This is a genomic window from Candidatus Pantoea communis (genome assembly GCF_011752685.1).
Classification (GTDB): Bacteria; Pseudomonadota; Gammaproteobacteria; order Enterobacterales; family Enterobacteriaceae; genus Pantoea; species Pantoea communis.
Window position 1 is genome coordinate 473,033 of the sequence record NZ_VWXC01000001.1, and the last position, 22,222, is coordinate 495,254.

The window sequence follows — 22,222 nt, forward strand, 5'->3', positions numbered from 1 at the left end:
TAGAATCGCCGCCTTTCGTTGCGCAACTGATTTTTGCGCATGCTGTATTTACAGCCTGCTGAAGTGATTTTCCCTGCCTGAAACGGCAGATTTGCCCCCCCCTTTAGGGCATAAAACCCTTCGCAGACGCAAACGTTTAACAAAATACTTATCAGTAAGTTGCGATAAGCCGGGGAGTACCTTTTTCATGGCAACAATTAAAGATGTAGCGAAACGCGCGGGTGTATCTACCACCACCGTTTCGCATGTCATCAACAAAACGCGTTTTGTTGCAGAGGAAACGCGTAACGCCGTATGGGAAGCGATTAAAGAGCTGCACTATTCGCCGAGCGCCGTTGCGCGTAGTTTGAAGGTGAATCACACCAAAACGCTGGGACTGTTAGCCACTTCCAGCGAAGCGCCCTACTTTGCCGAAATTATCGAAGCGGTTGAGAACCACTGTTTCGAACGCGGCTATACCTTGATTCTGGGCAACGCACATAACGATTTGCAAAAGCAGCGCGCTTACCTGTCGATGATGGCGCAAAAGCGTGTGGATGGTCTGTTAGTCATGTGCTCAGAGTATCCTGACGATTTGCTGCAGATGCTGGAAGAGAACCGCAACATTCCGATGGTCGTGATGGACTGGGGCGCCTCTCGCGGCGACTTCACCGATACCGTACAGGATAACGCCTTCCAGGGGGGTTACCTGGCTGGACGCTACCTTATCGAGCGCGGTCACCGAGATATCGGTGCGATTCCGGGTCAAATGGAGCGCAACACCGGCGGCGGGCGCCATGCGGGCTTCCTGCAGGCGATGAGCGAAGGCGGTGTGACCGTGCGGCCGGAATGGGTTGTTCAGGGCGACTTCGAGCCAGAATCGGGTTATCAGGCGATGCAGCAGATCCTTAATCAGAAACAGCGTCCGACCGCCGTGTTCTGCGGGGGCGATATCATGGCGATGGGCGCGATCTGTGCCGCCGATGAGATGGGACTGCGCGTGCCGCAGGACATCTCCGTGATTGGCTATGATAACGTGCGCAACGCGCGCTACTTCACCCCTGCGCTCACCACAGTTCACCAGCCGAAAGCGGAGTTGGGCAAAAAAGCGCTGGAAATGCTGCTGGATCGCATCACCAGCAAACGCGAAGAGCCGCAAACCATTGAGGTCCAGCCTACACTGATTGAGCGTCGCTCCGTGGCGGACGGTCCATTCCGTGATTACCGCCGTTAAAGCTGATTTTCGCTGAGCCACTCGTGGTTCAGCGTTTCAGCATCGCCAAGATAGGCGAGTAACCACTCCAGCGCGGGTGACGCACGCTGTTCTGACCAACTGACGCAGCAGGGACTTTCCGGAAACGGCTGCGGCAGTGATAGCTCGACCAACGCCCCCCTATCCAATAATGGCCGCGCCAGGTGGCCCGGCACCATGCCCACGCACAATCCCGCCTGCAAACAATCCATCCCTGTTTCCCACTCTGGCACCACTAAACGCCGCTGATTATCCAATGTCCAGGTCATGCGTCGTGGTAATGCGCGAGAGGTATCTTCCAGTACCAGCGATGGCCAGGCACGCAGCGCTTCTTCGTTGAGATCGGCACTCGCGGCCAGAGGATGATCAGGACTGACCACACAACGCCAGTTTAGAGCACCCATATCCTGAAAGGCAAAACGTCCACCCACCGGGATCGCCTGGGTGGCGCCAATCGCCACATCGACCCGCCCGTCCGCTAAGGCATCCCATACACCGTTAAATACCTCGTAGCTGATGATCAATTCCATATCCGGGAAATGACGGTAAAAATCCTTTACCAGTTGTCGGGTACGCTGGGGTTTTACAATGCAATCCACGGCAATACTGAGCTGTCCGCGCCAGCCATTCGCCAGTTGCTGGCACTGCCTGCGGGTTGCCAGCATTTTTTTGATAACAGATCGCCCCTCCCGCACAAAATGCTCGCCCGCCGGGGTTAACACCACCTCACGGTGCTGACGCTCAAACAACGGCACGGCCAGCCAGGTTTCCAGCTGACGCACCGTATAGCTGACGGCAGAGGGCACGCGATGTAATTCCTGCGCCGCTGCGCTGAAACTGCCATTGCGCGCGACGGCGTCCACTACTTCCAGCGCATACTCAGACCACATACTTTTGCCTTCAAAAATTTTAATAGCACTGCGCAAATATTAGCGTTTCACAAAGAATGACGCACTCTTTTACACTCCCCGACGTTCAATCTGCCAATGAGAATTACTATGTTGTCGTCAAAAGGATTTATGCCCTATCTTGCCGTGCTCAGCATGCTCGGCTTCCTCGCTACGGATATGTATCTGCCTGCCTTTGGCGATATGCAGCGTGACTTCGCCACCGCGCCGGGCACCATCAGCGCCAGCCTCAGTCTGTTTCTCGGTGGTTTTGCCTGCGCCCAGGTATTCTGGGGACCGTTGTCAGATCGCTTTGGACGTAAACCCATTTTATTGGCAGGTTTGACGATTTTCGCCCTGGGTTGCCTAGGGATGGTATGGGTGACGGACGTCAATATGATGCTGGCGCTGCGCTTTGTGCAGGCGGTTGGCGTGTGCGCCGCCGCGGTCAGCTGGCAGGCACTGGTGGTCGATCGCTACCCCAAAGCCCAGGCCAATAAAGTTTTTGCTACCATAATGCCACTGGTTGCCCTTTCTCCTGCGCTGGCACCTTTGTTAGGTGCATGGCTGATGGGCCATTTCCACTGGCGCAGTATCTTTGTCGTGCTGACGATTATTGCCGTGCTGCTGGTCATCGGCACGCTGCAGCTTGCTGCGCCTAAAAAAGCCAAAGCAGATAATGCTCCGCAACCCGACTGGCTGAATCTGCTCTCCACGCGTGTCTACAGCGGCAACGTGCTGATCTACTCTGCCTGTTCTGCCAGTTTCTTTGCCTGGCTAACCGGTTCGCCGTTTATCCTGGCGTCTGCGGGTTTAACTCCCGCCGATATTGGTCTGAGCTATATTCCGCAAACCATCGCATTTTTGATTGGTGGCTTTGGTTGCCGCGCGATGCTGAGCCGATATCAAGGATCGCAACTGCTGCCGTGGCTGTTAGTGCTTTACAGCCTGAGCATATTAAGTCTGTTTGTCGTCGCGATGCTGCCTGCGCCTTCGTTGATTGCTCTGTTGCTGCCTTTCTGTGGCATGGCACTGGCCAATGGCGCCATTTACCCGATTGTGGTTTCCAGCGCATTAGCGCCTTTTCCGCACGCCACGGGCAAAGCCGCAGGTTTGCAAAATCTGCTGCAACTGGGTTTGTGCTTTATCGCCAGCCTGTTGGTCTCTGCCGGATTACAACAGGCGCTCTACAACACCACACTGGTGATGGTCGCCACTGTGGTGCTGGCCTGGGCTGGCTTCATCTGGCAACGCAGCTTAAACGCACAAAGTGATATTGCTCACACCTCCCGTCCCTGCGAAGATAATCACTGATGCAACGATTATCGTTAGCAAACTAACGATAACTCGTTGAATATTGACCCACGTGAGCATATACTCAGTGGGTCAGCATTTCTGCAACAAATCAATAACATAATTGCATTAATTTTAAGCGACTCTGTCGCTGGGATGGCGTCTGCACGATCTTCCTCTCCTGATTGGTGCCAGACATTTCTATTCAGATTCATACCTCTGTAAAACGTCGGATATCTGGCGCACGGATTTTCCGTGAGATCTCTCACAGGCCTTAGGAAATTGACTATTATTTCCACAGGTTCAAATCGGAAGGGTGATGGAGAAGCTATGAGTTCATCGTGTATAGAAGAAGTGAGCCTTGAAGAAAACCACTGGTTTCGCATCGTCAACGAATTACTGGAACGCGCTGATGTTGCGGTCAATGGCACACGCCCCTGGGATATTCAGGTCAAGCATCCGGATTTTTTTAAACGTGTTTTGCAGGAAGGATCGCTAGGTCTGGGTGAAAGTTATATGGATGGCTGGTGGGATTGCGAACAATTGGATGTCTTTTTCCATCGCGTTCTGCTACAGCATCTGGATAAACAACTCCCGCGTCATTTTAAAGATACCTTGCGTATTGCGGCCGCGCGTTTAACCAATTTACAGTCTAAGAAACGCGCCTGGATTGTCGGGAAAGAACATTACGATCTCGGTAACGATCTTTTTTCACTGATGCTCGACCCCTTTATGCAGTACTCCTGCGGTTACTGGAAAGACGCTGAAACACTGGAACAGGCTCAGTATGCCAAGCTGGATATGATCTGCCGTAAATTGCAGCTTGAGCCCGGCATGACGTTGCTGGATATCGGCTGCGGCTGGGGCGGACTGGCTGAATTTGCCGCGCGCAATTATGGCGTAAAAGTGCATGGCGTCACCATCTCGGCTGAGCAGCAGAAGTTAGCCCAGCAGCGCTGTGAAGGGCTGGACGTGACTATTTTGCTGCAGGATTACCGTGATTTGAATTTGCAGTTCGATCGCATTGTATCCGTCGGCATGTTCGAACACGTGGGGCCGAAAAACTATGCCACTTATTTTGACGTTGCCGATCGCAATCTCAAACCAGACGGCATATTTTTACTGCACACCATTGGTGCCATCACCACCGATATGAATGTGGATCCCTGGATTGATAAATATATCTTCCCCAACGGGTGTTTACCGTCTGTGCGTCAAATTGCTGATGCCAGCGAGAAGCATTTTATTATGGAAGACTGGCATAATTTTGGTGCGGATTATGACACCACCCTGATGGCATGGCATGAACGATTCCAGAAGACCTGGCCGCAACTGGAAGAAAAATACGGCGATCGCTTCAAACGGATGTTTAGTTATTATCTCAATGCTTGCGCCGGCGCTTTCCGCGCGCGTGACATCCAATTGTGGCAGGTGGTATTCAGTCGCGGTAAAGAAGGTGGTTTACGCGTTGCACGGTAATCAAAGATGAGAATTTAAAAAGGCGCCGCGGCGCCTTTTTTTATTGGATTACTCAGCGTCTGCGGCTTGCGCCAGCGCGATAGCCGCGGCTTCACGTTGGGCCAAAACGCGTTCCACCGTCTCGACAATCGCCTGAGTATGGGGATCGATCTCAATGTTCACTTTGTGCCCCAGTTTTTTCGCACCCAGCGTGGTGCGCTCCAGCGTTTCCGGAATCAGGTGCACACAGAATTTGCTTTTAGTGACGTCACCCACGGTCAGGCTGATGCCATCGATACCGACGAAACCTTTATGCAGGATATATTTGATCTGAGAAGCATCCTGTAATTTAAACCACACTTCACGGTTATTTTCAGACTGGATGATTTTGCAGATTTCTGCCGTGGTCATAATATGGCCAGACATTAAATGTCCGCCAATTTCGTCACTGAACTTCGCCGCGCGCTCAATATTCACCACATCGCCCACCGCTAATTCACCAAGGTTGGTAATGCGTAGGGTTTCTTTGATAAGGTCGAAGCTCACGCGATCGCCCTCAATCGCCGTCACCGTCAGGCAGCAGCCGTTGTGCGCCACCGAGGCGCCCAACGCTAATCCCGGTAAAAGTTCTTCCGGCAGACGTACGATATGGGTACGAAACAACTCTTTTTCTTCTACGGCGATAATTTCGGCCGTGCCCTGCACAATTCCAGTAAACATACTCTCAGCCTCTGCGAAGTTTGTGTCAGTTTATCACAGCTTGAGCAGCGCGGTTTAATTTGCCGGAGTTCAAACTTTACACAATTAACTTAACAAAATGCGATCAAAGTTTGGTGGAACGCAGCGCTACCGCTACACTAGCCGCGCATTCTTTGGGGATATCTCCCCTCTTCTCTTCTTAATTTAAGCAGGTGTTACGTGCAGAAGTATTTAACAGAAGCGCGTCAATTGCTGGCCCTCGCGATCCCGGTCATCCTTGCTCAGGTGGCTCAGACGGCGATGGGTTTTGTGGATACCATTATGGCCGGTGCGGTGAGCGCCACGGATATGGCCGCCGTTGCTGTCGGCACCTCTATCTGGCTTCCCGCCATTCTGTTTGGTCATGGTCTTCTGCTGGCGTTGACGCCCACCGTTGCGCAATTCAACGGTTCAGGACGCCGCGAACGCATCGCGGAACAAGTGCGTCAGGGTTACTGGCTGGCACTGGCCGTCGCATTTCTGATCATTGTGGTGTTGTGGAATGCCGGCTATTTGATTCATGCCATGCACGATATCGATCCGCAACTGGCGGCTAAAGCCGAAGGCTATCTCCATGCATTACTGTGGGGTGCGCCCGGCTACCTGTTCTTCCAGGTGGCGCGTAATCAGTGCGAAGGTTTATCAAAAACCAAGCCAGCCATGCTGCTGGGCTTTTTAGGTTTGCTGGTTAACATTCCCCTGAACTACGTCTTTATTTACGGTCATTTCGGTATGCCCGCACTCGGGGGCGTAGGCTGTGGTGTCGCCACCGCTTCGGTTTACTGGGTGATGTTTATGGTGATGCGTTTCTGGCTGAAACGCATGGCAAGCATGCGCGATATTCGCATGAACAGCCGCTGGTCACCGCCCTCACGCGTCATCTTGTCTCGGCTGTTTACCCTCGGGTTACCGGTGGCGCTGGCACTGTTCTTTGAGGTCACCTTGTTTGCGGTGGTGGCACTGCTGGTCTCTCCGCTGGGGATCGTCAAAGTCGCGGGTCATCAGATTGCGCTCAATTTCAGTTCGCTGATGTTCGTTCTGCCACTGTCACTCGGTGTCGCGACCACCATCCGCGTGGGCTATCGTCTTGGGCAGGGCTCAACGGAACAGGCGCGCGTGGCGGCATGGACGGGACAAGGTGTCGGTATCAGCATGGCCGCTATCACAGCGATCTTCACCATCACCTTCCGTGAACATATCGCCGCACTGTATACCGCCAATCCAGAAGTGATTACGCTGGCCGCCCAACTGATGCTGCTCGCTGCCATCTATCAGTTCTCAGATTCCATTCAGGTCATTGGTAGCGGGATTCTGCGCGGCTACAAAGATACGCGCTCCATCTTCTTTATCACCCTGATTGCCTATTGGGTACTGGGTTTACCGGTGGGTTATATTCTGGCGCTGACCGACTGGGTGGTACCGCAACTCGGTCCGGCGGGATTCTGGTGCGGATTTATTGTCGGCCTGACGTCTGCTGCCGTGATGATGATTTGGCGTATTCTTCGGTTGCAACGTTTGCCGGCGCAGATAATTTTGGCGCGCGCGGCCCGCTAAGTCGCTGAACAGGCCGTTATTTGCCCCCGCAATGCCTAAAAAAACAGCGGGTCGCACAGATGCTGGTCAGTCGTCATGGAAAATCATTTTTTCCCTTGCCAGCATCGCGGCCTGCCGTTAATATTCGTCCCCGCTGTCGCCCTGACAGCATGTTGCGCTCTTAGCTCAGTTGGTTAGAGCACCACCTTGACATGGTGGGGGTCGATGGTTCGAGTCCATTAGAGCGCACCAAGTGCGTCCGTAGCTCAGTTGGTTAGAGCACCACCTTGACATGGTGGGGGTCGGTGGTTCGAGTCCACTCGGACGCACCAAATTTCTAAAATGCGCTCTTAGCTCAGTTGGTTAGAGCACCACCTTGACATGGTGGGGGTCGATGGTTCGAGTCCATTAGAGCGCACCACTCTTTGTTTTCTCTCCCTTTGCGCAACACCCCTTTCCTTGATCTGTATCGTTTTCTCTCTCAGCTTTTATATTGGTTTTCGCATACTTAGCGTCTATACTATGCCGCGTTGTCCACCTGAAAGGTTTCAGCGCTAACGTGCCTATGCCAACAACTCAAATGATTTGCGCAACACTGCTCTGCCAGTTCCCTCGCGTACTGCATAACTTCTCTGCACGCTTAGCCTCTGTCACCTATTCTTACTCCTGTACGATCCAAACCAACACCATACACATTTTCACTTCGCTGCCAAACGCCGCGAATCCCGACCTCTATCATCCATCACAACTTACAGAAAACCTGACATGAAAAAGACCAAGATTGTTTGTACTATCGGTCCGAAAACCGAATCTGAAGAGATGCTGACTCAACTGCTGGAAGCGGGCATGAACGTCATGCGCCTGAACTTCTCACACGGGGATTATGCCGAACATGGTCAGCGCATCACTAACATGCGTGCCGTCATGGAAAAAACCGGTCGTCAGGCCGCGATTCTGCTGGACACCAAAGGTCCTGAAATTCGTACCATGAAACTGGAAGGCGGCAACGATGTTTCATTAAAAGCCGGCCAGACTTTCACTTTCACCACCGATCAGTCAGTGATTGGTAACAGCGAACGTGTTGCTGTGACCTATGCAGGCTTCACCGAAGACCTGAAAATCGGCAACACCGTGTTGGTCGATGATGGCCTGATTGGTATGCAGGTTACTGAAGTGACAGAAAACACGGTCGTCTGTAATGTGCTGAACAACGGTGACCTCGGTGAAAACAAAGGCGTTAACCTGCCAGGTGTTTCTATCCAGTTGCCAGCGCTGGCTGAAAAAGACAAACGTGACCTGATCTTCGGTTGCGAGCAAGGCGTTGATTTCGTCGCGGCTTCCTTTATCCGTAAACGTTCGGATGTACTGGAGATTCGCGAGCACCTGAAAGCCCACGGCGGCGAGCACATCCAGATCATCTCTAAAATCGAAAACCAGGAAGGCCTGAACAACTTCGACGAGATTCTGGAAGCCTCTGACGGCATCATGGTTGCACGTGGTGACCTGGGTGTTGAGATCCCGGTTGAAGAAGTGATCTTCGCGCAGAAGATGATGATCAAGAAATGTAATAAAGCACGCAAAGTGGTCATCACCGCGACGCAGATGCTGGATTCGATGATCAAGAACCCACGCCCTACCCGCGCGGAAGCAGGCGACGTGGCGAACGCCATCCTTGATGGTACTGATGCGGTTATGCTGTCGGGTGAAAGTGCTAAGGGTCGTTACCCGCTGGAATCTGTGACCATCATGGCCACTATCTGTGAGCGTACCGACCGCGTAATGAAATCTCGCATTGGCGAGCTGCAGGATTCACGCAAACTGCGCATCACCGAAGCGGTTTGCCGTGGCGCAGTGGAAACAGCAGAAAAGCTGGAAGCCCCAGTGATTGTGGTGGCGACCGAAGGCGGTAAGTCTGCTAAAGCGATTCGTAAGTACTTCCCGGACGCCACCATTCTGGCGCTGACCACCAATGCGACCACCGCACGCCAGCTGATTCTGAGCAAAGGCGTGGAGACGCGTCTGGTGACTGAAATTGCCTCAACGGATGATTTCTACCGTATTGGCAAGGAAATGGCGCTGGAAAGTGGCTATGCACAGAAAGGCGACGTTGTGGTGATGGTATCAGGTGCACTGGTTCCAAGTGGCACGACCAACACCGCTTCAGTCCACGTACTCTGATTTTTGCCTGAAGTTTTATTTAAAAGCGCCTTTTCGGGGCGCTTTTTTTATTCTTGCGCTAATACAAAATCCAGATTTTTCCAATCGATAATAACTATTCAATATCCCGCACAATTAAGGTTAGTCCGATTAAATCTCTCTGTTTTAGCTAAATATTTTCATCATCTTCTGCGAAACGCTGCTTCTTTGAGCGAACGATCAAATTTAAGCATGTTCTCATCAAAAATTTATTCTCAACTCAAAAAGCTTTGTGTAATACTTGTAACGCTACATGGAGATTAACTCAATTCTAGAGGGTATTAATAATGAATCGTACTAAACTGGTACTGGGCGCGGTAATTCTGGGTTCAACTCTGCTGGCTGGTTGCTCAAGCAACGCTAAAATCGACCAGCTGTCTTCAGACGTTCAGACTCTGAACGCTAAAGTTGACCAGCTGAGCAACGACGTGAACGCAATCCGTTCTGACGTTCAGGCTGCTAAAGATGACGCAGCTCGCGCTAACCAGCGTCTGGACAACCAGGCTCACTCTTACCGTAAGTAAGAGTTCTGGTTTGAAAAATGGTGCCCATGTGGCACCATTTTTTTTGTCCTGATTTTGGTCCTTCCTGAATCAGGGTTTAGCGCCACTCTCACCCATTGCCTGGCTAATGGTCGCTTGTCCTGCCCCAGCGCCACTCTGCTGTGTTTGCAGCACATCCGGCAACACCGTGTCCTGCGTGACGGGTTCGCCGCTGCTCACCAGTACAGGCATCCCTGAACGACGCGCCATCGCCTCTTTGATCAGTGCGGTATCACTCTTCTGACTATTGATAAATGCCTTAGATTTCGCAGTCAACGCAATTGGCATGGTTTGCGGATCGTCCTTCTCATTGCGCGACAACGGCTGATGCACCTCAACGTAACGCTTGCCATCCGGTTCCACCGCATACTTGATCGGCTCGTTAACGATCTGCACCCTCGTTCCCTTTGGCACGCTGTTGAACAGCGCTTCGATATCATCCGGACGCAAACGAATACAGCCCGAGCTCACACGCATCCCAATACCGAAATCGGCGTTGGTGCCGTGAATCAAATACTGGCCGGTACCGCGCGCCAGACGCATCGCAAACAAGCCCATCGGGTTGTCTGGCCCGGCCGGAACGACACCCGGTAAGGTAATGCCCTCTTTCGCGTAGCGTTTGCGGATATTGACGGTAGGCGTCCAGGTGGGATTGGGGATTTTCTGGCTGATGCTGGTGACCATACTTGGTGTCGCGGCGCCCAACTGGCCAATACCGATCGGATACACCACCACGCGATTCTCCCCTTTCGGATAATAGTAGAGACGTAGTTCCGCAAGGTTAATGACGATACCTTCACGGGGTGCATCAGGCAGCAGCATTTGTAATGGAACCGTCAGTTGCGTCCCCGCTTTGGGCAGCCAGGGATCGACGCCAGGATTGGCCTCCAGCATGCCGAGCATCCCAATCTTATAATGCGCTGCAATGCTCTCTAAGGGCCGTTTGTCGTCAGGGACAGTGGTCAGGGTATTCTCGCCAATTAAACGGCTGTTATCGGCTGGCAGGGGATATTCCGTTGCAAATGCAGGTGCAGAAAGTCCGAAGCAGGACAACAGCAATGCACCGGCTAAACGTAACGCTGGTTTCATGCAATTTTCTCTTTGTCGGATGGAACAGACCCCGGTCATGCCGGGGTCTGGAGAGTGTAACTTAGCTGAGGCTTTGAGCGTTATGACGGATCGCGCGAATCATCGCTTCCAATCCTTGAGAACGTGTAGGAGTGAGGTGTTGAGTCAACTCTAATTCTGCGAACCAATGACCGACATCCAGCGCGAGAATCTCCTGCGCTTGCAAGCCCTGATAGAGGCTAAATACTACCGCAATCAAACCTTTAACAATGGCGGCATCACTGTCGCCTTCAAAGGCGATGGTGCCATCAGCTTGTGGGGTCATGCGGATCCACACCTGACTCTGACAACCCGAAATCACATACTCTGGCTGCTGTAAGCTTTCAGAGGATTCTGGTAATTTCGCACCGAGTTCAATGATGTAGAGATACTTCTCTTCCCAGTTTGCGCAACGGTTAAAGTTGCGCACCAGCTTCTCTTTTTCTGGCAAATTCGCCATGGATAACTCCTGAAATCTGCTCAACCGCCCAGCAGACGATGAATACGCGTCAAACCTGCTGCCAGGCGATCGGCTTCTTCTTCACTGTTATACAGCGCAAATGAGGCACGGCACATTGCGGGCACCGCATAGTGGCGCATCAGAGGCATAGCGCAATGATGTCCGGTGCGGATGGCAATGCCGTATTGATCGAGGAAACTCCCGACGTCAAAGGCATGATGCTTACCAAGGTTGAATGCCACCACGCCACTGCGTTGTGCCGGACCGTAGATAATCAGGTCGGGTACCGACGCGAGCTTATCTAATGCGTAACGCATCAGAGAGGTCTCACGTTCGTTGATGACATCCAATCCCAGCTCACTGATCCAGTTCAGCGCCGCGCCTAAGCCGATGATGCCACCGGTATTCGGTGTGCCGGCTTCAAAACGCCACGGGGCAGTGTTCCAGGTGGTGCCGGTTGGCAGCATCACCTGATCGATCATTGAACCGCCACCTTCCCATGGAGGCATGATCTCCTGTAACGCTTTACGCGCATACAACACGCCGATACCGGTCGGGCCATAAATTTTATGGCCAGAGAAGACGTAGAAATCGCAATCGATATCCTGCACATCCACTTTGTGATGCATCACCGCCTGCGCACCGTCCACCAGCGTGACAACACCCGCGGCTTTCGCCTGCGCCACGATGGCTTTCACCGGATTGACTGTACCGAGCACGTTAGAAACGTGCGTCACTGCCAGCAGGCGCGTGCGGCTATCAATCAGCCCGCTCAGCTGCTCAACAGCCAGTTCGCCCTGCTCGTTAAGCGGCAGAACGCGAATTTCAGCCCCGGTGCGCTGCGCCACCATCTGCCACGGCACGATATTAGCGTGGTGCTCCATCTCCGTGATGATGATGTTATCGCCCGATTGCAGCTGACTGCCGCCCCAGCTGTTGGCCACCAGATTGATGCCTTCAGTGGTGCCTTTAACGAAGATAATCTCTTCTGGCGATGCCGCATTGAGAAAACGCGAGGCTTGGGTGCGCACGTTTTCCATATCGGTGGTGGCTTGCGCACTCAGCGAGTGAATGCCACGGTGCACGGCTGCATAGCCGTGCTGGTAAAAATAACTTTCCGCATTGATGACCGCGAGCGGGCGCTGAGCGCTGGCCGCGCTATCAAGGTAGGCCAGCGGATGTCCGTTGACCTCACGTTTCAGAATCGGAAATTCCGCTCTGATTCGTTCGAGATCGAAAGTCATAACTCAACTCCAGGGAAACGCGCACTAATGCGTTCCAGCACCAGTTGGCGCAGCGGTTCTTCTTCCAGCAGTTCGGTCAATTCAGCCGCGAACGCATGGATAATCATCTGCTGTGCGGCATCTTCAGGGATACCACGCGAGCGCAGATAGAACATCTGCTCATCGTCGATACGGCCGATGGTCGCACCATGGCTACACTTCACGTCATCCGCATAGATTTCCAGCTGCGGCTTGGTATCCACTTCCGCCAGGCGACCGAGCAACAGGTTGTTGTTGGTCATCTGTCCGTCGGTTTTCAGTGCATGCTTCGCCACTTTAATGTGACCGTTGAAAATCGAACGGCCTTTATCGCGCGAGATGGTTTTGTGCAGCTGACGACTCAGGCAGTAGCCTTTGTTGTGTTCAAGATAGCTGCGGGTATCCGCCACTTCTGCGTTGATCGGCAGCACCAGACTGTTCAGTGACAGCTGGGTGTTTTCACCGTTGAGCTGCACGCTGGTGTTGTGACGAGACAAGCCAGCACCCAGCAGGAAGCTGGTGCTGCTGACCTGTGCATCACGACCAATGACGATGTCATTGTGTGCAAAGTGATAGCTACTGCTCTCTTCGAACGCCAGCTTGATGTGTTTCAGCTGGGCATTGTCGGCGACAGCAAAGGTAAAGCGTGCACCGGTAAAGTGGGCCGCACCGTTCAGCGTCACGTAATGCTCAATCACTTCAGCTTCGGCGCTCTGCTCCAGCTCAAGATGATGGCGGTGATGAACGGTGTTCAGCGCATCGGCTTTGCCGCTGGTGATGTGCAGTAAATACAGCGGACGTGCCGCCGATTTGCCGCGCGCCAGACGAATGGAAGTCACTTCTTCCGCCAGGCTTTCGGTGAGATGCAGGAACACTTCTGGCTGCACCGCAGCCGGCAACGGGCGGCGTTCAGCCGCACGGCTGTGCTGCACGTCAAACAGATCGGTGTCGCGCGCGCTCAGCTCAGGCTGGAAGCGGCCATCAACAAACACCAGACGCACCGCATCCACCGGTAGCGCCAATTCAGCAACCTGTTCCGCCGTCACGGTCTGCGCTTCTGGCAACACGAACTGGTTGGCGAACAGGCCATCCAGCGCGGTGTATTTCCAGTTTTCATGCTTACGGGTCGGCAAGCCGACACGCATTAATTGCTGCCAGTGCTGCTGTGCCTGCAGAGAACGCACCTCACCGCGCGATTCAAACAGGTGATGCCACTGTTGCAGGGCGTTATCACTCTTCGTCGGTAAGCCAGCCATAGCCTTGCTCCTCCAGCTGTTTAACCAGCGAGAAATCGCCAGACTTAACGATTTTGCCCTGATACAGCACGTGCACGTGATCTGGCTTGATGTAGTCCAGGATACGCTGGTAGTGGGTCACGATAATGAATGAACGCTTACCGTCACGCAGGCTGTTAACGCCTTCAGCGACGATTTTCAGCGCATCGATATCCAGACCGGAGTCGGTTTCATCCAGGATGCACAGTTCTGGCTCAAGAGCAGCCATCTGCAGAATGTCGTTACGCTTCTTCTCACCACCGGAGAAGCCGACGTTCACTGAACGGGTCAGCAGATCTTCAGGCATCTTCAGCAGTTTAATTTTGTCTTCGATGAAGTCCTGGAAATCAAAACGGTCCAGCTCTTCCTGCTCACGGTATTTGCGCACCGCATTCACAGAGGTCTGCAGGAAGAATTGGTTGCTGACGCCCGGAATTTCGACCGGGTACTGGAACGCCATGAAGATGCCTTCGCCCGCGCGCTCTTCTGGCTCCAGCTCAAGCAGGTCTTTGCCATGGAAGCTGACAGAACCACCAGTCACTTCGTAATCTTCACGACCTGCCAGCGTTGCAGACAGGGTACTTTTACCTGAGCCGTTAGGGCCCATGATGGCGTGGACTTCGCCTGGTTTCACTTCAAGGTTCAGACCGCGCAAAATCTCTTTGTCTTCAACGCTAACCTGTAAATCTTTAATGCTTAACATACTCTTTCCTTCACATTGCTTCCGGCAACGCGTGTGGCATCAGCCCACACTGTGCTCAAGGCTGATAGCCAACAGTTTTTGCGCTTCCACGGCGAATTCCAGTGGCAGCTCGGAGAAAACGTCTTTGCAGAAGCCGTTGACGATCATTGAGATCGCATCTTCTTCGCTAATGCCGCGCTGCAGGCAGTAGAACATCTGGTCTTCACCAATACGCGAGGTCGTGGCTTCATGTTCCAGCTGTGCCGTGTTGTTGCGCGTTTCCACATACGGGAAGGTGTGCGCACCGCATTCGGCACCAATCAGCATCGAGTCACACTGGGTGAAGTTACGCGCGTTGGTCGCGGTTGGCATGATTTTCACCAGACCACGATAGGTGTTCTCACTCTTACCGGCGGAGATCCCTTTCGAGATGATGGTCGACTTGGTGTTCTTACCAATGTGGATCATCTTGGTGCCGGTATCCGCCTGCTGACGGCCGCTGGTCAGCGCCACGGAGTAGAACTCACCCACTGAATAGTCACCGCGCAAAATGCAGCTTGGGTATTTCCAGGTGATGGCTGAACCGGTCTCAGACTGCGTCCAGGACATCTTGCTGTGGTCGCCTTCACACAGCGCACGCTTGGTCACGAAGTTGAGGATACCGCCCTCGCCTTCACCGCCCGGGAACCAGTTCTGTACGGTGGAGTATTTCACTTCGGCATTTTTGTGGATGATCACCTCAACCACTGCGGCGTGCAGCTGGTAGGTGTCACGCACCGGGGCTGAGCAGCCTTCGATATAGCTGACATAGCTGTCTTCATCGGCGATCAGAATGGTACGTTCGAACTGACCGGTTTTCGCCGCGTTGATACGGAAATAAGTCGACAGCTCCATCGGGCAACGCACGCCTTTAGGGATGTAGACAAAAGTCCCGTCTGAGGCCACAGCAGAGTTCAATGCCGCGAAGAAGTTATCGTTGTGGGGAACCACAGTACCGAGATACTTCTGCACCAGCTCTGGATGATCGTGAATCGCTTCGCCGAATGAGCAGAAGATAATGCCTTGCTCAGCCAGTTTGTCACGGTAGGTGGTGGAAACGGATACGGAGTCAAAAATCGCATCAACCGCGACTTCACGTCCTTCACGTACCGGAACACCCAACTGATTGAAAGCGTCTTCCACTTCTTTGGTCAGGTAATCGCTTGACGCGACGCTGCCAGAGGTTTGCTTCGCACCCGGTTCAGAGGCGCAGCTATCATCGCAATTGCCGCAAGACGGCGCGGAATAGTAGCTGTAATCCTGATAATCGAGTGAGGCGTAATTGGCTTTCAGCCAATGTGGTTCTTCCATCTCTAACCAGGCACGGAAGGCCTTGAGGCGGAATTCCAGCATCCACTCAGGTTCGTTACGTTTGGCCGAAATCGCACGCACCACATCTTCATTGATGCCGTGTGCCAATTCGTCGGTTTGCAACTGGGTAAAGAAGCCTTCTTTATAATTCAGGCTACCTTCCCACGTTTGTACATCGTCAGATGCTTCGCTGTGTCGTGACATTTTACTTACTCGACGCCAAAGCTCTCACCGCACCCGCAGGCGTGCTGAGCTTTAGGGTTGTTGAATTTAAAAATCTGGTTCAGGCCTTCACGGACATAATCCAGTTCGGTACCGTCAACAAACGGCATAGCCTGAAGAGGCACAAATAATTTTGCGCCGAATTGCTCAAACGTCAGGTCGTCATCGGCTGGCTCTTTTGTCAGATCCATAACGTACCCAAAACCGGCACAGCCGGACTGCTTCACACCCAATCTAAGGCCCTTAACTTCAGGATCCGCCTCAACCAGGTTAAGAATCTGTTTCGCTGCCGATTCGGTCAGCGTAAGCCCTTTCCAGACGAAATCGTCGGGTGAAAAGGAAGCTGCATTTACTGATGACATAGTGCTACCTCGTAAGTCTGGGCCTTTTCAGGCTATCCCCCTATGGTAGTGATATCAGATACCACTTCAACCTCTTGTTTTGCAGGGATAATCATCTCGTGCTGTTTTTTACTGTTGCTTTATTAAGCATAGTCTCTTCAATCGAGCTTGTGAGCGGCATTCCCGTGCGCGCCACACCCGCGTAACCCGTTAAAATGACGTAAAATTTAGAAATTCAACTTTACGACATCGTCATGATTGATAGGTTACGCCTTTCTTCAATGTAAAGAGATTGTTATTGCCGATTTTAGTAACAGGCAAAGGAAATCAATAAAATTTCATTGCGGGAATTGCATTCCTGACGCGGTTGAATATGATAATGATTATCATTAACCCATTTAAGGTAGCGACATGACGCTTACCGTCTCAGCCTGGTTACAACACAAAATCGATGAATATAAGTTTTCAGTGCGTGATATCACCGTCGACTTCTACATGGCTCAGGCTAAGCTCAACCGCACCGATTGTACTATTGACCAACTGCGTCGCTTTAACGACACCTGTCTCGACATGGCAGAAATCTGCGAGCTTAACGGCGACGACCAAAGCTATCTGCATGCCATGGGCAAGCTCCATCACCGCTTAGTGCAGGAGATGGGCAATGCCGATCGCGACCGTTTATTCCGTATTCAGGCCTATCAACTGGCGCGCCTGTCGTTGACTCGCTTGTGTCATCAACTGGCGCTCAGCGGCGAGTGGGATAAAGCCACCAGCCTGCAGAGTGATTTCGTCCGTCACGCAGGCTGGATATTCTAATCCAGCTTTGTGACGACTCCTACAATTTGTTTACATCAATTCCAGTAATGCCTGCAGCGGATGGCGCATGCCATTGCCCTCGGCGCGTTTCACCTGGCTGCGACAGGAGAAACCTGTCGCCAGACAACGCTGACGTGGCAGTTTCTGTAGCTGCGGATGCCATGAGAGTTCGTAGATGCCGAGCGAATTTTCGAGGTTCTTGCTCTCATGTCCGTACGTCCCCGCCATACCGCAACACCCGACGTTGACGTTTTCCAGCTTCGCACCGAAACGCGCAAAGATGTCCTGCCACTGATTCGGCGTTGAGGGCAGCGCAGTGACTTCAGTGCAGTGTGCAAACAGATACCAGGCCTCGCCGCTGGCAGTCTGCACCGCGCGCGCATCAAGGGCTTGCTGCAACCATTCGTGGACCAGTTGCACCTTGAACTCACCGCGCTGCTCACCCAGCACTTCCTGATATTCATCGCGATAACACAGCACCGTTGCGGGATCGACCCCAACCATCGGCATTCCCAATTGGGCGACACGATTAAGAAACTCGGCGGTTTTGCCGGCAGTGCGCGCAAAGCGCTGCAGGAAGCCTTTCACATGTTGTGCTTTGCCATTGGGTGAGAAGGGTAACAGCACCGGGCGGTAACCCAGCTTCTCAATCAATTTGACGAAATCGGTCACCAGCTGCGCTTCGTAATAGCTGGTGAACGGATCCTGCACCACCAGTACACAGTTTTCACGTTGCGCACTATCCATCGCTTCCAGCTGTTCCAGCGTCAGGCTCATCGCCGGGTGCCCACCGAGCTGCTGTTTCAGGCTTGGAGATGAAAGCAACGGCAGATCGACCATGCCAATGTGGGTTTTACTGAGATCGCGCACCCACGGCTGCTTGAGAAAGAAGTTGAACACCTTTGGCGCTTTAGCCATCAATGGCGCATAACTCTCAACGGTGGCCACCAGATGATCGCTCATCGGACGCAAATAGCGCGTGTGATAAAGCTGCAGGAAGCGCGAGCGGAAGCCCGGTACATCAATCTTAATCGGGCACTGCGTCGAACAGGCTTTGCAGGCTAAACAGCCTGACATCGCCTCTTTCACTTCATGAGAAAAGTCATACTCGCCCTGCTTCGCGTGCCAGGAGTTACGCGTGCGTTGGATCAGTGTGCGCAGGCTGGCACCCTGTTTAGGCAGCGCCTGTTCCAACTGCGAGGGATCAACGCCCTGCTCTGACAGCAAACGCAACCATTCACGCGTTAGCGTCGCGCGTCCTTTCGGCGAATGGATACGGTTGCGGGTAATCTTCATCGACGGGCACATCGGGCTGCGCGCATCAAAGTTGAAGCATAAGCCGTTGCCGTTGCACTCCATGGCGCCGCGCCAGTCAGTGCGCACCGTGACCGGAATCTGACGATCGTAAGTGCCGCGTTTCACCGCATCCACCTGCATCATCGGCTCGTTGCTGCCCAGCGGGGTGCAAATCTTGCCGGGGTTCAGGCGATTATCAGGATCGAAGGCGGCTTTAATTGCGCGCAGTTCGTTGAACAGCGTCTCGCCAAAAAATTCCGGGCTGTACTGCGCGCGGAATCCTTTACCGTGTTCACCCCACAGTAATCCGCCGTAGCGTGCGGTCAGCGCCACCACTTCGTCGGAGATTTGCTTCATCAGCATCTCTTGCTGCGGATCGCACATGTCGAGCGCAGGACGGACGTGCAGCACACCGGCGTCCACGTGGCCAAACATGCCATAACTCAGGCCATGGCTATCGAGCAAGGCGCGGAAATCGACGATGTAATCCGCCAGTTGTTCTGGCGGAACTGCCGTGTCTTCCACAAACGGAATCGGCTTGGCGCGCCCTTTGGCGTTACCCAGCAAGCCCACCGCTTTTTTGCGCATATTATAGATGCGCTCGATACCGCCTAAATCATTACACAGTTGATAGCCGATCACACCGCCCTGCTGCTGCGCCATCAGCTCATCCAGTCGACCGCACAGGCTGTTGACCTGCTGTTCAATCAATTCGCCGTTGTCACCGGCAAATTCAACAATATTCAGGCCGAGCATTTCCTTGTCCGGCACATCGGTAATAAGCTCTTTTACCGAATGCCAGACAATATCCTCACGTGCCAGATTCAACACTTTAGAGTCCACGGTTTCTACTGACAGCGCTTTGGCTTCCACCATGAAAGGGGCATTACGCAGTGCAGAGTCAAAGGAGTCGTACTTGATGTTCACCAGACGACGCACTTTCGGGATCGGCGTGATGTCCAGACGCGCTTCCGTAATAAAGGCCAGCGTCCCTTCTGCACCGCATAACAAACGCGTCAGATCGAAGGTTTGCATGTCATCGCTGAACACATGACGCAAGTCATAACCGGTCAGGAAGCGGTTAAGCTTAGGGAATTTATCCAGAATCAGATCACGCTGATCACGACAGCGATTCAGCACCTGATGATAGATACGCCCTTCTGCTGTCGGTGTTGTTGCTAATTGCTCAGCCAGTTCGGTGGGCATCGCGCGGGTATCCAGGATATCGCCACCGAGCAGAACCGCCCGCAATCCCTCCACGTGATCCGAGGTTTTACCATACACCAGCGAACCCTGCCCGGATGCATCGGTATTGATCATGCCGCCTAAGGTAGCGCGATTACTGGTGGAGAGCTCCGGCGAGAAGAAGAATCCATAAGGCTTCAACCAGGCATTGAGCTGATCTTTCACCACGCCCGCTTCCACACGCACCCAGCCCTGTTCAGGATTGATTTCAAGGATGCGATTCATGTAGCGCGACATGTCGACCACAATGCCCTGATTGAGTGACTGACCGTTGGTACCCGTTCCGCCGCCGCGTGGGGTAAACACCAGGCTGTTAAAGCGCGTTTCACCGGCCAGCCGCGCGATTAGCGCCACGTCCGCCGTCGAACGCGGAAACAGCGCGGCATCGGGTAACAGCTGATAAATGCTGTTATCGGTAGAAAGCGAGAGACGATCGGCATAACTGGTGGCGACATCGCCGGTAAAGCCTTGTTCTTTTAATGACTGCAGGAATGTCAGCACCAGTTGAACGAGGCCTGGCGCCTGGGAAATCTGTGGGATCATTATTGCGTGACCGAGATGTTGTAAACGTTTGCGTGGTTATTTTTTTCAACCACTGGTTTTATCATATTTTTTTAATGGCTGCTGTTTTTTCAGGAAAGACCTCCACGACACCTGCTTTTTTCTGTTTAATTTTCAGGAAATAGCTCATCATTGATCAGGGCCCACGCGGTCCACCACGAAGGATTAATTGAGGTCAAAACGTTGTGATGAAAAGCCTGCAACGCGGTATGGATCTACCGCAACTGCTATTCTCGTTGATGTTCATTCTCATCATGATCATCGCCTGCCTGTGGGTGGTACAACCCTTTATTCTGGGCTTTGCCTGGGCCAGCATGGTGGTGATTGCGACCTGGCCATTGATGATCCGTTTGCAGCATTTGCTGTGGGGACGACGATCGCTAGCGGTGATCGCCATGACCATTCTGTTACTGCTGCTGTTTATTATTCCCATTGCCCTGCTGGTGAGTAGCCTGATCGACAACAGCGCACCGGTGATTGCCTGGGCCACGCAGCGACATCTGGTTTTCCCGGATTTTGTCTGGCTGCGCGAAATTCCGTATGTCGGCAACAAAACCTACTCCAGCTACCATAAAATGGTCGATGGCGGCGGGACGGCGATTCTGAATCAGCTGCAACCTTACATTGGCCGCACCACAGGCTTCTTTGTGGCGCAGGCCGGCCACTTCGGCCGCTTTATGATCCACCTCGCCGTCATGCTGCTGTTTAGCGTGTTGCTCTATTGGCGCGGTGAGCAGGTCGGCCACGGCATTCGTCACTTCGCTTATCGTATGGGCGGACGTCGCGGCGATGCGGCGGTGCTGCTGGCTGGGCAAGCGATTCGTGCCGTGGCGCTGGGTGTGGTGGTGACGGCGCTGGTGCAGGGTGTGCTGGGCGGCATTGGCCTGGCGATTTCCGGCATCCCTTATGCCACCTTGCTCACCGTGCTAATGATTCTGACGTGCCTGGTGCAGTTGGGGCCCTTGGTGGTGCTGGTACCGGCTATCATCTGGCTCTACTGGAGTGGCGATACCACCTGGGGCACGATATTACTGGTGTGGAGTTGCGTGGTCGGCACGCTCGATAGCGTATTGCGTCCGATGCTGATTCGTATGGGCGCGGATCTGCCGATGATTCTGATCCTTTCCGGCGTTATCGGGGGATTGATCGCCTTTGGCATGATCGGACTGTTTATTGGCCCGGTGGTGTTAGCGGTATCTTATCGTTTGGTTTCCGTGTGGATGCATGAAGCACCTGCCCCGGATGATGACCCGCAAACGGCCATCGAAGCTCTTGCCGAACATGAGGAAGAGCAACCTTAAAGCTGACCTTTTCCGCGAGCGGTGCAGATAAATGCACCGCCTTCTTCTCCCACTTCTGATTTGCCTTACCTACTGCGCTGAAAGCAACTTAATCGCTGTCACATAATTGCCTACACCACCCTTTATTTTTCATAAGCGATTTTTAAGAAAAAACGCAGATTTAGGCGCTTTAGGTGGATTTCGCTAACGGAATGATTATTTTTCGAACTGAATCATCAGGCGCAACCGTTAAAAAAGCTCAGAAAAGATTATCAGCTTTAAACTAATAAGAGGATTCTTAAAGACGCCAGCAAGCCTGATGAATAACATGAATCCTATGTTTGAGATCAAACCACTGATTTTTAAACAACCTTTTTCCCCTGAGTAAAGTGAAGAATTGCTGTGTGTAGTCTTTGCCCATCCCCTGTGATGGGCTTTTTTTTTGTAT

General features: G+C 53.0%; 18 protein-coding genes, 3 tRNA genes and 1 other RNA gene. 12 read left to right on the forward strand and 10 right to left on the reverse strand.

From position 1 onward, the window contains the following. Positions 1-187 precede the first annotated feature (187 nt). Positions 188-1,213, forward strand: a complete 1,026-nt coding sequence (gene purR, locus F3J37_RS02475; RefSeq protein WP_166931607.1) for an HTH-type transcriptional repressor PurR — start codon at positions 188-190, stop codon at positions 1,211-1,213. Here the strand turns inward: purR and punR are convergent. Beyond that, the gene (punR, locus tag F3J37_RS02480) at positions 1,210-2,121 is read right to left on the reverse strand and encodes a DNA-binding transcriptional activator PunR (RefSeq protein WP_166931610.1); all 912 of its coding nucleotides are present in this window, start codon (positions 2,119-2,121) and stop codon (positions 1,210-1,212) included. The two genes, purR and punR, sit on opposite strands and share 4 nt — an antisense overlap. 108 nt (positions 2,122-2,229) lie before the next feature. On the opposite strand from punR, the gene punC reads away from it, so the two are divergent. Both punC and cfa read left to right on the forward strand, forming a co-directional pair. Next, a complete protein-coding gene (punC, locus tag F3J37_RS02485; RefSeq protein WP_166931613.1) occupies positions 2,230-3,432 on the forward strand; it encodes a purine nucleoside transporter PunC in 1,203 nt (400 codons plus the stop codon). Between the two features lie 309 nt (positions 3,433-3,741). After that, positions 3,742-4,890 carry a cyclopropane fatty acyl phospholipid synthase gene (cfa, locus tag F3J37_RS02490; RefSeq protein ID WP_166931616.1) on the forward strand — a complete coding sequence of 383 codons (1,149 nt, stop codon included), beginning with the start codon at positions 3,742-3,744 and terminating at the stop codon, positions 4,888-4,890. 48 nt (positions 4,891-4,938) lie between these two features. Here the strand turns inward: cfa and F3J37_RS02495 are convergent, their stop codons facing one another. Further along, positions 4,939-5,589, reverse strand: a complete 651-nt coding sequence (locus F3J37_RS02495) for a riboflavin synthase (protein ID WP_034821656.1) — start codon at positions 5,587-5,589, stop codon at positions 4,939-4,941. Positions 5,590-5,787: 198 nt separating this feature from the next. Between F3J37_RS02495 and F3J37_RS02500 the strand changes: the two genes are divergently transcribed. The 6 genes from F3J37_RS02500 (at position 5,788) to F3J37_RS02525 (ending at position 9,860) form a co-directional block, all read left to right on the forward strand. Then, a complete protein-coding gene (locus F3J37_RS02500; protein ID WP_166931619.1) occupies positions 5,788-7,161 on the forward strand; it encodes an MATE family efflux transporter in 1,374 nt (457 codons plus the stop codon). Positions 7,162-7,315: 154 nt separating this feature from the next. Further along, a tRNA-Val gene (locus tag F3J37_RS02505) sits at positions 7,316-7,392 on the forward strand. A gap of 3 nt (positions 7,393-7,395) precedes the next feature. Beyond that, positions 7,396-7,472 (forward strand) — tRNA-Val (locus F3J37_RS02510). A 12-nt stretch (positions 7,473-7,484) separates the two neighbouring features. Then, positions 7,485-7,561 (forward strand) — tRNA-Val (locus F3J37_RS02515). Positions 7,562-7,905: 344 nt separating this feature from the next. After that, positions 7,906-9,318 (forward strand): pyruvate kinase PykF, encoded by a 1,413-nt coding sequence (gene pykF, locus F3J37_RS02520; protein WP_034821670.1) that lies wholly within the window; start codon positions 7,906-7,908, stop codon positions 9,316-9,318. Between the two features lie 305 nt (positions 9,319-9,623). Further along, the gene (locus F3J37_RS02525; RefSeq protein WP_007374746.1) at positions 9,624-9,860 is read left to right on the forward strand and encodes a major outer membrane lipoprotein; all 237 of its coding nucleotides are present in this window, start codon (positions 9,624-9,626) and stop codon (positions 9,858-9,860) included. Between the two features lie 69 nt (positions 9,861-9,929). Here F3J37_RS02525 and F3J37_RS02530 read toward each other — a convergent pair whose 3' ends face one another. The 7 genes from F3J37_RS02530 to sufA all read right to left on the reverse strand — a co-directional run bounded on the left by F3J37_RS02530 (position 9,930) and on the right by sufA (position 16,597). Next, complete coding sequence (locus tag F3J37_RS02530; RefSeq protein ID WP_058959750.1) at positions 9,930-10,967, reverse strand: L,D-transpeptidase family protein; 1,038 nt, start codon at positions 10,965-10,967, stop codon at positions 9,930-9,932. Positions 10,968-11,028: 61 nt separating this feature from the next. Then, positions 11,029-11,445 (reverse strand): cysteine desulfuration protein SufE, encoded by a 417-nt coding sequence (sufE, locus tag F3J37_RS02535; RefSeq protein WP_038647304.1) that lies wholly within the window; start codon positions 11,443-11,445, stop codon positions 11,029-11,031. Positions 11,446-11,465: 20 nt separating this feature from the next. Further along, positions 11,466-12,689, reverse strand: a complete 1,224-nt coding sequence (gene sufS, locus F3J37_RS02540) for a cysteine desulfurase SufS (protein ID WP_058959749.1) — start codon at positions 12,687-12,689, stop codon at positions 11,466-11,468. Further along, positions 12,686-13,963 carry a Fe-S cluster assembly protein SufD gene (gene sufD / locus F3J37_RS02545; RefSeq protein ID WP_038647308.1) on the reverse strand — a complete coding sequence of 426 codons (1,278 nt, stop codon included), beginning with the start codon at positions 13,961-13,963 and terminating at the stop codon, positions 12,686-12,688. Before sufD ends, sufS begins: the two co-directional genes overlap by 4 nt. Further along, positions 13,938-14,684, reverse strand: coding sequence for a Fe-S cluster assembly ATPase SufC (sufC, locus tag F3J37_RS02550; protein WP_034821684.1), 747 nt, complete (start codon positions 14,682-14,684; stop codon positions 13,938-13,940). The genes sufD and sufC overlap by 26 nt, the downstream gene beginning before the upstream one ends. A 39-nt stretch (positions 14,685-14,723) precedes the next feature. Further along, complete coding sequence (gene sufB / locus F3J37_RS02555; RefSeq protein WP_038647310.1) at positions 14,724-16,217, reverse strand: Fe-S cluster assembly protein SufB; 1,494 nt, start codon at positions 16,215-16,217, stop codon at positions 14,724-14,726. 5 nt (positions 16,218-16,222) lie between these two features. Beyond that, positions 16,223-16,597: a Fe-S cluster assembly scaffold SufA gene (gene sufA / locus F3J37_RS02560; RefSeq protein ID WP_038647312.1), complete on the reverse strand. Its 375-nt coding sequence runs from the start codon at positions 16,595-16,597 to the stop codon at positions 16,223-16,225. 390 nt (positions 16,598-16,987) lie between these two features. Between sufA and F3J37_RS02565 the strand changes: the two genes are divergently transcribed. Further along, entirely contained in the window at positions 16,988-17,392 is a 405-nt protein-coding gene (locus F3J37_RS02565) for a hypothetical protein (RefSeq protein WP_045813973.1), read from the forward strand. A gap of 30 nt (positions 17,393-17,422) precedes the next feature. Here the strand turns inward: F3J37_RS02565 and ydiJ are convergent, their stop codons facing one another. Beyond that, positions 17,423-20,476, reverse strand: a complete 3,054-nt coding sequence (ydiJ, locus tag F3J37_RS02570) for a D-2-hydroxyglutarate dehydrogenase YdiJ (RefSeq protein ID WP_166931622.1) — start codon at positions 20,474-20,476, stop codon at positions 17,423-17,425. 206 nt (positions 20,477-20,682) lie between these two features. Here ydiJ and ydiK point away from each other — a divergent pair, with 206 nt between their 5' ends. After that, positions 20,683-21,795 (forward strand): AI-2E family transporter YdiK, encoded by a 1,113-nt coding sequence (gene ydiK, locus F3J37_RS02575; RefSeq protein ID WP_034821692.1) that lies wholly within the window; start codon positions 20,683-20,685, stop codon positions 21,793-21,795. A gap of 316 nt (positions 21,796-22,111) precedes the next feature. After that, positions 22,112-22,219, forward strand: an RNA gene (rprA, locus tag F3J37_RS02580) — antisense sRNA RprA. The last annotated feature ends 3 nt before the right edge of the window (positions 22,220-22,222 follow it).